The sequence below is a fragment of the Anaerovibrio lipolyticus genome (genome assembly GCF_021531495.1).
Lineage (GTDB): Bacteria > Bacillota > Negativicutes > Selenomonadales > Selenomonadaceae > Anaerovibrio.
Genome location: NZ_JADYTY010000014.1, coordinates 43,451 through 55,976 on the forward strand (window position 1 = coordinate 43,451; position 12,526 = coordinate 55,976).

General features: G+C 46.2%; 10 protein-coding genes and 1 rRNA gene. 10 read left to right on the top strand and 1 reads right to left on the bottom strand.

The window, feature by feature from the left end:
- The first annotated feature begins 57 nt into the window (after window positions 1–57).
- The 9 genes from glpA (at window position 58) to alr (ending at window position 10,593) form a co-directional block, all read left to right on the top strand.
- Window positions 58–1,683: an anaerobic glycerol-3-phosphate dehydrogenase subunit GlpA gene (gene glpA / locus I6E26_RS06540; RefSeq protein ID WP_235321045.1), complete on the top strand. Its 1,626-nt coding sequence runs from the start codon at window positions 58–60 to the stop codon at window positions 1,681–1,683.
- Window positions 1,680–2,921: an anaerobic glycerol-3-phosphate dehydrogenase subunit GlpB gene (glpB, locus tag I6E26_RS06545; RefSeq protein WP_235321046.1), complete on the top strand. Its 1,242-nt coding sequence runs from the start codon at window positions 1,680–1,682 to the stop codon at window positions 2,919–2,921. The genes glpA and glpB overlap by 4 nt, the downstream gene beginning before the upstream one ends.
- 19 nt (window positions 2,922–2,940) lie before the next feature.
- Complete coding sequence (locus tag I6E26_RS06550; protein WP_235321047.1) at window positions 2,941–4,161, top strand: anaerobic glycerol-3-phosphate dehydrogenase subunit C; 1,221 nt, start codon at window positions 2,941–2,943, stop codon at window positions 4,159–4,161.
- Window positions 4,162–4,344: 183 nt separating this feature from the next.
- Window positions 4,345–5,847: a glycerol kinase GlpK gene (glpK, locus tag I6E26_RS06555; protein ID WP_235321048.1), complete on the top strand. Its 1,503-nt coding sequence runs from the start codon at window positions 4,345–4,347 to the stop codon at window positions 5,845–5,847.
- Window positions 5,848–6,003: 156 nt separating this feature from the next.
- Window positions 6,004–6,732, top strand: a complete 729-nt coding sequence (locus tag I6E26_RS06560; protein WP_235321049.1) for an MIP/aquaporin family protein — start codon at window positions 6,004–6,006, stop codon at window positions 6,730–6,732.
- Between the two features lie 162 nt (window positions 6,733–6,894).
- A complete protein-coding gene (locus I6E26_RS06565) occupies window positions 6,895–7,188 on the top strand; it encodes an Ada metal-binding domain-containing protein (RefSeq protein ID WP_235321050.1) in 294 nt (97 codons plus the stop codon).
- 64 nt (window positions 7,189–7,252) lie between these two features.
- Window positions 7,253–7,858 carry a hypothetical protein gene (locus I6E26_RS06570; RefSeq protein ID WP_235321051.1) on the top strand — a complete coding sequence of 202 codons (606 nt, stop codon included), beginning with the start codon at window positions 7,253–7,255 and terminating at the stop codon, window positions 7,856–7,858.
- Between the two features lie 213 nt (window positions 7,859–8,071).
- Complete coding sequence (serS, locus tag I6E26_RS06575) at window positions 8,072–9,355, top strand: serine--tRNA ligase (RefSeq protein WP_235321052.1); 1,284 nt, start codon at window positions 8,072–8,074, stop codon at window positions 9,353–9,355.
- A 119-nt stretch (window positions 9,356–9,474) separates the two neighbouring features.
- Window positions 9,475–10,593: an alanine racemase gene (gene alr / locus I6E26_RS06580; RefSeq protein ID WP_235321053.1), complete on the top strand. Its 1,119-nt coding sequence runs from the start codon at window positions 9,475–9,477 to the stop codon at window positions 10,591–10,593.
- Between the two features lie 141 nt (window positions 10,594–10,734).
- On the opposite strand, the gene I6E26_RS06585 is transcribed toward alr, so the two are convergent.
- Window positions 10,735–11,769, bottom strand: a complete 1,035-nt coding sequence (locus I6E26_RS06585) for a PocR ligand-binding domain-containing protein (protein ID WP_235321054.1) — start codon at window positions 11,767–11,769, stop codon at window positions 10,735–10,737.
- Between the two features lie 683 nt (window positions 11,770–12,452).
- Here I6E26_RS06585 and I6E26_RS06590 point away from each other — a divergent pair.
- Window positions 12,453–12,526: ribosomal RNA gene (locus I6E26_RS06590) — 16S ribosomal RNA — on the top strand; the annotation flags it as partial.

Genomic DNA, 12,526 nt, shown 5'->3' on the forward strand with positions numbered 1-12,526 from the left:
CTGTATCTCATAGTGAAGCACAGCTTCTGTGTGTATTATAGAAAATGGGGGATTGTTATGGTAAAGGACAAGGCTACGGTTGTCGTTGTAGGCGGCGGAGCTACAGGTGTTGGTATCCTGCGCGACCTGTCCATGCGCGGTATCGACGCACTTTTGATCGAGAAACTTGATATGGTCAATGGTGCTAGCTCTCGTTATCATGGTCTTTTGCACAGTGGTGCAAGATACGCTGTAAAAGATCAGGAAGCAGCAAAAGAGTGTATTAAGGAGAACACTATTCTGCGCCGTATCGGTAAGTCCTGTGTAGAGGCTACTACTGGTATGTTTGTTCAGGTTGAGGGTGATGATCCTGACTTTGTTGATCCTTGGCTCAAGGGATGCGCTGAAAGCGGCATTTCCACTCGTGAGCTCAGCAAGGAGGAGGCTCTTCGTTTGGAGCCAAATCTGTCTCGCAAGCTGAAGGTTGCTTATGAGGTTCCAGATGGAGCTATTGATGGTTTCCGTATGTCCTGGCAGAATCTGCAGTCTGCAGCTCGTTATGGCGGTCGTTACAAGACCTATACTGAGCTGATTAAGGTAAACATTGAAAATGCTACTGTAAAGAGCATTACCGTTCGTGACAATGTTACCAAGGAAGAGTATGACATTGAGTGCGAGATTTTGGTAAATGCAGCTGGTCCTTGGGCTGGCAAGGTTGCAGAACTGGCTGGTTTGGAATGTAATGTAAGCCCATCCAAGGGTACTTTGATTGCTTTTAATCAGCGTATTACCAACCATGTTGTAAACCGTCTCCGTAAGCCATCCAATGGCGATATTTTCGTGCCACATGGTTCTATTACCATTCTTGGTACTTCCTCCATAACTATTCCAGATCCAGAGGATACCTCCACTTCTTGGGAAGAGGTTGAAGAACTGATGAAGACCGGTGTTGGCGTATTTGAGCATCTTCGGGATTATCGTATCCTCCGCGTATTTGCTGGTTCCCGTCCTCTGTATGTACCAAAGGGTGCTGAGGGCGGCCGTAATGCATCCCGTGGCTTTGTTACCATCGACCATGAGAAGGAAGATGGTCTGAAGGGCATGATGACTATTTGTGGTGGTAAGTTCACTACCTATCGTCTCATGGCTGAGAAGTTCTGTGATGTTTTGGCTCCAAAACTTCACAATACTGCTAAGTGCCGTACTGCTGAGGAGGATTTGGTTCCAGAGGTTTCAGAGGCAGAGAAGAAGGCTGCTCGTCAGTACTTCCCATCTTATGGTGTAAATTTGGCTGCTACTCGTCTGGGCGTAGAGAAGTTTGGCGATGTTGTTAAGACTTTGAAGGAACAGCCTGAGACTAGAGAGGTTCTTTGCGAGTGCGAGAATGTTACTATGGCAGAGATTCAGCGCATTGCAGCTGAGCCTACCAGCCATTGCGTAGCAGATGTAAGAAGAAGAACCCGTCTGGGTATGGGTACCTGTCAGGGTAACTACTGTGCTATTCGTAGTGCTGCTGTTGCCAACAAGCTCTTCAAGAATAAGTTTGAAGGCTGCAGCGATTCACTTTCCGATATGAAGAACTTCCTCCAGGCAAGATGGAAGGGTATTACTCCTGTAATGGCAGGCAAGACCCTCCGGGAAGCAGAAATGACAAGAGGCATGTACGAGCTGTTGTTTAACGTAAATGGGGGTAGACGAGGATGAGCAAATCTGATGTAGTTATTATCGGCAATGGCGTAGCTGGCTTGATGGCTGCGTTGGTAAGTGCTGATGAAGGAAAAAAGGTGACTCTGCTGTCCTACGGTGCTGGTACTTTTCCATTGAACAGCGGTGTGATTGATATACTGGGTTATGATGAGCAGGGCAAGGCTGTAAATAGTCCAATTACTGGTATTGACCAGGTGCCTGATTCTCACCCATATAAGAAAATTGGCATGGCTGCTATTGAGGATGCTATTAAGTACTTCAAAAAGACTGTAGCAGATGAGGGTTTTGCTTACACTGGTTCCCTCAAGGAGCAGCAGTGGCTGATTACCGGTATCGGTACTTTGAAGCCAACCTGCCTGCTGCCTGAGTCCTTGCAGGGTTCCAGATGCTTTGATGCCAGCGAGATTGTTATTGTAGGCGTTAAGGGCTTAAAGGATTTCTATGTAGATATGGTTAAGGAGAATCTGGCCAAGGAGCTGGGTGCTGACAAGAAGTATACAACTATCACTGTTGACACCTATATTACTGGCCGCGATTTGACTACCCGTGATGTAGCTAAGTGGGTAGAGAGCGATAAGGGCTATGGCGAGTTCCTGGCACAGATTAAGGGCCAGGCTGGTGCTGGCAAGGCTGTTATTGTTCCTCAGATTCTTGGCACCAAGGGTGACTATGTTGTATATAAAAAGCTGTCCAAGGATCTTGGCTGCACTGTAGTAGAGACTACTGGCATGCCTCCATCCGTAAACGGCATCCGTCTCCGTGATGTGCTCCTGAGTGCATTGAAGAAGAAGGGCATTCGTGTGGTTGAGAATGCCAAGGCCGAAAAGGCTATTGTAAAGGGTGATAAGGTTACTGCTATTGAGGCTGGCGGCGAGGTTCGTACCCAGACCTATGAGGCAGACAAGTTCATCCTGGCTACTGGTGGCTTCTACAGCGGTGGTATCACTATGCGTGACTTTGGCGAATACAAGGAAATGGTATTCGGACTGCCTGTTGAGGGTGACTGTGTAGAGGAGAGATGGGTAAATAAGCAGCTCTTCTCTGATAAGAAGCAGGCATTCTCTATGGCTGGTGTACGAGTAGATGACTCCCTCCGTGCTGTGGATGAGTCTGGCAATGTTGTTCTGAAGAATGTATATGTTGTCGGCCGCAACCTGAGTGGCTATGATTTCTGCTTTGAGCATTCCGGCAATGGCGTAGCTTTGACTTCCGCGTACAAGGCTGCCAAGGCGTAATGGAAAGGGGTATTATATTATGGAGTTAGAAGAAAGAGCTAGAGATTCGGCGGACAACTGTATTGCCTGCACATCCTGTATTGTAGCATGCCCAGTTACCAAGGCCAATCCTGAATACAAGGGACCAAAGTTGGTAGGTCCTGCTCATAGCCGTATGCATTTCTCCGATCCAAGCGACTATGAGGACACCTTGATGTTGTGTTCCAACTGTAAGAATTGTGATATTACCTGCCCTAATGGTGTATCTGTTTCTACTCTGAATATGTTGGAGAGAGGCAGATATCTGAAGGCACATCCAGAGGCTCACAAGCCTGAGGATAAGATGCTGAGTCATGGCTTTGAGATGGCTGATATGCTGAATAAGATTCCTTTCGGCAAGTCTCTGGCTAATCTGGGCATGAGCATTGGCGAGGCTTTAGGCGTAATGGGAGCTATGGGGATGGCTCCAGAGCGCAAGACTCCTCGTTATGCTTCTGTATATTTCCGTGATCTGTTTAAGACTATCAAGCAGCCTTCCTCTGACAAGAAGGTTCTGTTCTTCCCAGGCTGTTACATTGATACCAATGAGCCTTGGGTAGGTACTGCTTTCGTTCAGGTAATGAACGAAAATGGTTATGAGGTTCTCATGGATAACCGTTTTGTATGCTGTGGTTCTCCACTGGTTGTAGGCGGCTATCTGGATGAGGCACGTCAGCATGCAGACACCAATGTAGCTATCATTCAGGAATATGCTCAGAAGGGCATTCCTGTAGTAGCATGCTGTACTTCCTGCTCTCTGATGCTGAAGAACGAGTATACCGAACTATTCGCTCAGTCTGAGATGAAGGAAGCAGCTAAGAATGTATGGGATGCTTTTGAGTTCCTGACTATGCTGGCTGAAGAAGGCAAGCTGAAGAAGGTAAACATCAAGAGCGATCATAAGTTTATCTATCATGCACCATGCCATCTGCGGGCACAGGGTATGGGACTGCCTGCCTTTGACTTGTTGAAGGCTGCAGGTCTGAATGTTGTTAATGCTGATGCTGGCTGCTGCGGTATGTCCGGCAGCTATGGCTTCCATAAGGACAACTATGAGACTTCCATGAAGATAGGCCAGGCTTTGTTTGATGCTATCAATGCTGATAATTATCACAAGGTAATCTGCGATTGCGGTACTTGCCGTATGCAGATTCAGCATGGTACAGATGTCAAGGCTGTACATCCAATAGAAATTTTAGCAAAGGCTTATAAAAAAGCTTAACAAAATTTCAGTTGTGTGTTATAATAACAAATGTGGAGTGAACGATACCAAATCTGATGGGGTTGTGAAGCGTTTTTGCTTCCAGATAGGGGTATCATTCATAAATAAAACGAAATGCTTTTTGAGAGGGGCGTTTCAGTAAAAAGTAATTATTATTTACTATTCAAGAGGGGGATTTTCAAAATGGCAAAAAAGTATGTAATGGCGTTAGACGCAGGTACCACCTCCAACAGAGCAATCATCTTTGATGAGAACTCCAAGATTGTAGGCGTTGCACAGAAGGAGTTTACTCAGTACTTCCCTCAGCCTGGTTGGGTTGAGCATGATGCAGATGAGATCTGGAGCACCATGTGTGAAGTAATGAAGGGTGCTTTGGAGCAGAGTGGTCTGGAGGCTAGCGACATCGCTGCCATGGGTATCACCAACCAGCGTGAGACCGCTGTAGTTTGGGATAAGAATACTGGTCGTCCAGTATATAACGCAATTGTTTGGCAGTCCCGTCAGACCGCTGACATTGCAAATGGCCTGAAGGCTAAGGGACTCACTGGGGAGTTCAAAGACAAGACTGGTTTGACCATCGATGCTTACTTCTCCGGTACCAAGATTACTTGGATTCTCGACCATGTTGAGGGCACCAAGGCTCGCGCAGAGGCTGGAGATTTGATTTTCGGTACTATTGATACCTGGCTGATCTGGAAGTTGACCGGTGGTAAGGCTCATGTAACTGATTATTCCAACGCTTCCCGTACTTTGATGTACAACATCAAGGAGTTGAAGTGGGATGACGCTCTCCTGGGCTATCTGGGAGTTCCTAAGTCCATGCTGCCAGAGGTTCGTCCTTCTTCCAGCGTATATGGCTATGCTGATCCAGCTATTCTGGGTGCTCCAATCCCTGTTGCAGGTGCTGCAGGTGACCAGCAGGCTGCCCTCTTTGGTCAGAACTGCTTCAACCCAGGCGAGGCTAAGAACACCTATGGTACTGGCTGCTTCATGCTGATGAATACCGGTACTGACATCTATGATTCCAAGAATGGTCTGGTAACTACTATTGCTTGGGGCTTGGATGGCAAGGTTGAGTATGCTCTTGAGGGTTCCATCTTCGTAGCAGGTTCTGCTATTCAGTGGCTCCGTGATGGCGCTCGCATGGTAGACTCTGCACCTGATTCCGAGTGGGTTGCTAAGAAGGTTCGTGACACCGGCGGTGTATATCTGGTTCCTGCATTCGTAGGTCTGGGTGCTCCATATTGGGATTCTAATGCTCGTGGTATGATTATTGGTATTACCCGTGGTACTACCAAGGCTCATATCGTTCGTGCAACTCTGGAGTCTCTGGCATATCAGACTAAGGATGTTCTGGGTGCTATGGAAGCTGATTCCGGCATTAAGCTGGCTGCCCTGAAGGTAGACGGCGGTGCTGTTGCTAACAACCTGATGATGCAGTTCCAGGCTGATATTCTGGGTGTACCTGTAGATCGTCCTCAGATTATCGAGACTACTGCTCTGGGTGCTGCTTATCTGGCAGGTCTTGCTGTAGGCGTATGGAACAGCAAGGAAGAGCTGAAGACCGCTTGGAAGCTTGATGTTCGCTTCGAGCCTGTAATGGCTAAGGAAGAGGCTGACAAGCTCTACAAGGGCTGGAGAAAGGCTGTTAAGCACGCTATGCATTGGCTGGATGACGAGGAGTAATCCTTACTGTATAGACAATAAAGTTGTGGGTTAAATAATAGGATTCACTATTCGCTGCCGGCGGTCTAAGCTGGCAGCGGATATGAATTCGGATATGTGTAGGGAACATATCCGGCATAGAAATTTTTCATATGTTATACGAAAGAGGGATGTAAAATGGATAATCTGTTAGGCGAGTTCATGGGAACTATGGTTCTGATGGTTTTCGGTGTTGGCGTTAACGCCAACTTGAACCTGGCAAAGTCCTACGCAAAGGGCGCTGGTTGGATTTGTACTGCATGGGGTTGGGGTCTCGCAGTACTCTTAGGTGTTTACACTTCTGTTGCACTGGGTGCACCACAGGCTGATATTAACCCTTCCGTTACTATTGCTAAGACTTACCTCGGTATCTACACTCCTGCACAGTTTGTTGCAACCGCTCTGGTTCAGACTGCAGGCGGTATCGTAGGTTCCATCATTGTTTATTTCTGCTTCCTTGGTCATTGGAGCGAGACTGAAGGTGGCAAGGTAGGTATCTTCTCTACCGGTTCTGCTACTGGCGGCTGTGTAAATGGTTTCATCTCCGAGTTTATTGCAACCTTCTTCCTGATGTTCTGCATCATGATGATCTTTGCTACTCCTAATGGTCCATTGCCTGCTGGCTTCGGTCCTTATGCTGTAGGTCTGCTCATCGTTGCAATCGGCCTGTCCTTGGGTGGATGCTCCGGTTATGCTATGAACATGGCTCGTGACCTTGGCCCTCGTATTGCTTTCGCAATCCTGCCTATTCCTAACAAGGGTGACGGCAACTGGGGTTATGCTTGGGTTCCATGTATTGCTCCTATGTTCGGTGCTCTCGCAGCTGCAATCGTAGCTGTTGCACTGGGTACTCCAGGTTGGGGCTGATTAGTGTTAGTCACTGATTAACTAATTAAAAATGCATCCCTATCTGCTTGCAGATGGGGATGTTTTTTTTGATATTATTTCGGAAAGTAATTTTCCTAGATAATATCAAAATATGGTATAATACCCTTGTAGTTAATCTAGTATTTGTGGGGGGACACAAGCATGAAGGGAAACAAATTTAGAATTTTGGGCATTGCCATAATCGTAGCAATTCTGGCAGTGGCCTATCAGGCATATTCTACATCTGTAGAAGAAGATTTTAATAATATCTCTCGTACAGAAACCTATCGTATGGGAGATCATTATACTGGTCAGTATCATCGTCCTGGCTGTCCAAAGCTAAAGCAGACCTATGGTGGTGGGAAGCGCTTTGAAAGTGCCACTGCAGCAGAACTTGAGGGCTATGCAGCCTGCAAGCGCTGTGATGCTGCTGGTCCAGATGAACCCGCGAAATAAAAATAAAGGGGCTGTGGTGACAGCCTCTTTTTGTTATAGATAATGAAAGAAAGATGGTGCTTATATGGCTATAAAGGCCCCAACGCCACCAACTCCCCCTACGGCTCCAGTGGTGCCGGGGGCTGAATCTCATACAGAGGCTGGTCAGCCAGTTGTAAATAATACATCGGATAATGGCAAGGAATTTGGAGTTCATGTTACTATCAGCAATCCACAGCAAAATCAAACTAGCTCACCTAGTCAGCAGAGCACTTCTCAGCAAGGTGTAGGAAGTACCCAGGGCCAGTCTCAGCAGGAGACTGGGCAGTCGGCAGAAAATGATGCAGCTCAACAGGCTCGTCAAGATATGGTACAGCAGGCCTTGGGCATGAAAGATGGGAAGGCTGACCAGCAGGATACGCAGGCGACGGTACAACAGAATACCCCAGATGGAAATTGGCCTTTGCCGGGAGGTCATATGTCAAGTATGTCCTTTTTGCCACTTTTGATTGTATTTATAGCAGCTTTTATTACTTTTATGCTGCGCAATCTTAGTAAAAAGCCAAGGCTAAAATCTCAACCTCCTGTGAAGTCACAAGAAAAAAGAGCCGTGAAAACCAGGTTGCAGGAGAAAACAACGGAGGATAAGGATAAAAAATCTAAGGGCAGTCATTTTGAAATGAGAATTTAGGATAAAATTTTTATCCCATGCTAACGGGTGCTAAGACTCCCTCTTCTTAGGAGGGAGTTAAGCACCCGTAAAGCTCTGGATTTATTCGACTAAATTCAGTGGGAGTCTAAAGCTCCCACTGAATAAGTCTCATTTTACAAATTGAAAAATATCAAGTATAATAGATTCGATATAGATAAAATGGCGAAGCCATAATTTGTGGGGGCGAACACTTTGTTAGATATTAAATTTGTCAGAGAAAATCTTGATGCAGTTCAGACTATGCTGAACAATCGTCAGAATAAACTTTCCTTGGATGGCTTTAAGGAGCTGGAGGAAAAGCGCCGTGAGATTATCAGCCAGGTTGAGGTGCTGAAGAATCAGAGAAATACTGTTTCCAAGCAGGTTGGCCAGATGAAAAAGAACGGTGAGAATACAGATGCTATTTTTGCTGAGATGCGTCAGGTAGGCGAGAAGATTGATGCCTATGATGCAGAATTAAAGCAGGTAGAGAACGATCTCCGGGATATTATGCTGAGCATTCCTAATATGCCAAAGGAGGATGTTCCTATTGGTGTAGATGAGAATGACAACCCAGAGGTTCGCCGTTTTATGGAGCCTACCAAATTTGACTTTGAGCCAAAGGCTCATTGGGATTTGGGTGATGCTCTGGGCATTTTGGACGCTGAGCGTGCTGCCAAGGTTACTGGTGCCAGATTTACCTTCTACAAGGGCTTGGGTGCTCGCTTGGAGAGAGCCTTGATTAATTTTATGATGGATCTGCATTCCAACAAGCATGGTTATACCGAGATGCTGGCTCCTTGCATGGTAAATACTGCCAGCATGTATGGTACTGGCCAGCTGCCAAAGTTTGCTGAGGATATGTTCAAGGTGGAGGGTACTGATTATTATATGGTACCTACTGCTGAGGTTCCTACAACTAACTATCATCGTGAGGAGATTCTGGATGGCAGTCAGCTGCCAGAGTATTATTGCGCCTATACTGCTTGCTATCGCGCTGAGGCTGGCAGCGCTGGCCGTGATACCCGTGGCCTGATTCGTCAGCATCAGTTCAATAAGGTAGAGCTGATTAAGTTTGTTAAGCCAGAGGATTCCTGGGATGAATTGGAAAAGATGGTAGAGGATGCTCAGGATGTATTGAAGGTTCTGGAGCTGCCACACCGTGTTATTACTCTCTGTACTGGCGATATGGGCTTTACCTCTGCTAAGACCTATGATATTGAGGTATGGATGCCAGCTCAGAATACCTATCGTGAGATTTCTTCCTGCTCCAACTGTCAGGATTTCCAGGCTCGTCGTGCCAATATTAAGTTCCGTCGTGAGCAGAAGGGCAAGCCAGAGTTCGTACATACTCTGAATGGTTCCGGCTTGGCTGTAGGCCGTACCTTTGCAGCTATTCTGGAGAACTATCAGCAGGCAGATGGCTCTGTTGTTATTCCAAAGGCATTGGTACCTTATATGGGCGGCATTGAGGTTATTAAGCCTCAGGAGCTGTAATAAATATATATATATGTAAGTAAAGAGGCTTGCGCTATAGAGCGGAGCCTCTTTGTTGTTGAAATTATCTTTGTTTGAATTTTTTGCGTCTGATAGAAGTAATAGAGAGGGGAATTTATATGCCAAAGCGTGCAGTATGGGCCGAAATAGATTTGAAGGCTCTGGAAAATAATATCCGAAACATAAAATCATGTATCAAAAACAAGGCAAAATGGTGTGCAGTGGTAAAGGCAGATGCCTATGGTCATGGGGCTGTAGCTGTGGCCAGAAAGGCTGTGGAGCAGGGGGCGGATTATTTGGCCGTAGCTGTTATTAGTGAGGCTATTTCCCTGCGACAGGCTGGCTTTACTACCCCTATTTTAATTTTGGGAACTACTCCTGTGGAAGCCTCTGCTGATTTGGTAGCCTACGATATTACCCAGGCTGTGTATACGGTAGAGCAGGCTAAGGCTATATCTGCCGAGGCGGTAAGACAGGGAAAAACTGCTAAAATACATATGGCAGTGGATACAGGTATGAGCCGTATTGGTGTAAGACCAGAGCAGGCTGGAGATTTGGCTCAGGCTTTGTCTGTTATGCCGGGAATAGAGCTGGAGGGAATGTTCTCCCATTTTGCTTTGGCAGATGCCAAGGATAAAAGCTTTGCCTATCAGCAGTTAGAGGCCTTTAAGCTGGCTATTAGCAAGGTTGAGGCAAAGGGAGTTAATATACCTATTAAGCATATTGCTAATTCTGCTGCCATTCTGGAAATGCCAGAGGCTCATTTTGATATGGTAAGGGCGGGGATTATTCTCTATGGTCTGTGGCCATCTGATGAGGTGGAGCATGTTATTGAATTGCAGCCAATTATGGAACTAAAGGCGCAGATTGTTTATGTAAAGAATCTGCATCCTGGAGAATCCATTAGTTATGGCTGTACCTTTACAGCTCAGCGGGAAAGCAGAATCGGTACTTTGCCTATGGGTTATGCAGATGGGTATACCCGTATGTTTACTGGCAAGGCTCAGGTGGATTATCATGGGAAAAGGGCACCTATTGCAGGAAGAATCTGCATGGATCAGTGCATGGTTGATTTGACGGATATACCGGAGCTGCAGCAGGGAGATGTTGTAACCTTATATGGTTCAGCTAGTCTTACTATGGATGAGGCTGCCAGCTGGCTGGGGACTATTAACTATGAATTGCCATGTATGCTGAATGCCAGAGTGCCCCGGGTGTACATGGAATCAAAGCAATAAATGCACAAAATAGCTATTTAATGGATAGAAGGTCATGAAAAAACGCTCGATGGCATAGATGGAGATTCTATGCTGACGAGCGTTTTTGGGTGGTGGTTTTACTGTCTGCCGGGCAGAGGGGAGATATTTATTACGGGGTTGTTATTTATTATGCGTCATATCGTACAGGTAATGGGCTACATCGGCTACCCCGCCAAGGCTCTTGGTGGTATCAATAATGGCCTTGGTCTGGTCTTCGACAATAGCGGAGGTATTTTTGCTCCTGATCACGGTTTTTTCTACGGATTCATTGATGGCAGACATGAACTGCTGGATGTTTTCTACGGTTTCACTGGAGCTGGTGGCAAGCTTGCCGATTTCCTCTGCTACTACGCCAAAGCCGGCTCCTGCTGCACCGGCACGGGCCGCTTCAATGGAGGCATTCAGGCCCAGAAGTCTGGTCTGCTTGGCGATATTCTTGATAAGCTCGGTAAAGCCGTGGATTTTGCCTGTGATTTCCTCTACATTGCGAATTTCCTCGCTGAGCTCCCGCTGGTTTTTATCAACGTTGCTGGCGGAGGCGTCCAGGGCCTCCATAGCCCTCATGGCCTGATTGACGCTTTCGTTTACGTCCTCGGACATGCCCCGCAGCTTCTGGAAGCGGTAGCGCTCGTATCCCATGTCAGAGAGCTTCTTGGCAAAAAGGTAGAAGGCATCTGCTGTTTTTTGCAGCTTTTCCTTGGAAATGCGGTTTGCCTTTTTGGCGGCTGTCAGGTAATCATCAGGATTGAGGCCCAGCTCCTCGGCATAGCGACGGAATTTTGCCTCATCAATATCGGAGGTGATGGCCTGGCCACCGAGAATAGAACCGATCTGACGTCCCTGCAGCATGATTGGCACGCCAAAGTCCATCAGCCCTGCATGGCATTCGTATACGGCAGGCCTGCCGGTCTGGGCAGCCTGTGCACCGCCTTCCCGGTCGCATTTCATGCAGCGCTCGTTGCCTTTGGTACAGCCCCGGTTGTAATTCATGCAGAAATCAGTAAAGTTGGTAGGCCTGGTAACAGGATTTCCCTCCAAGTCTACAGTAATAGCGGCAATGCCGGCTATTTCCGCAAAGGTGTCCTGAAACTCCTGCAGGAAATCCAAATCAAATAAATCTCGTAAGGTTACATTATCAAGTTCGTTGTTTGCCATACATATCACCTGGTTTATCCTTTCCACTTCAGCATCAGTGTATTATAACTATTTCCAGTTTAAATTATTCTATAAAAGTTTCCAATTTCCTGTTAGATTTGAAAGAATTTACAAAAAATTTATTATTGGAGCTATCCGGATAATTTCCTGTCCAATTCATAACGGCTGGGAATCTACAAGAGCTTCACCATTAGGTGGCAGGAAATTGCCTGGGAATAAGCCGGTATTTTTGCCAGAATAAGGGGCTGGGAAAAATTTTAGAAAAAATTAGTAAAAAGTGTTGACAGGTTATTGATTTTAGTGTAATATATACATCGTTGTCGCTGAGATGTGACAAATGTGAAAAGTTCACTGAACATCTGATAAATGATTCACTGAGCTGGCCACAAAAAATATTTCAAAAAAGTTCTTGACAAAATGAACGCTTTGAGATATTATATAAAAGCTGACTCACACAGCGGCTTTACAAAAAGCTTGCAGAGCTTTTATGAGTCGTTGATGAAGGAGAGGCAGTGTTCCTTGAAAACTAAACAATGCAAATAGGAAATCATGCACACATGATTTCAAGCCAGATGTTGGAATCACATTAAGTGATTATTTTATACAAGATTTGTGCAAAACAAACCTTAATTCTTTTATAAGAATAATTCAAATAACAAGAGCCAATCGGTTCTTCAATAAATTTATTGGAGAGTTTGATCCTGGCTCAGGACGAACGCTGGCGGCGTGCTTAACACATGCAAGTCGAACGGGCTGA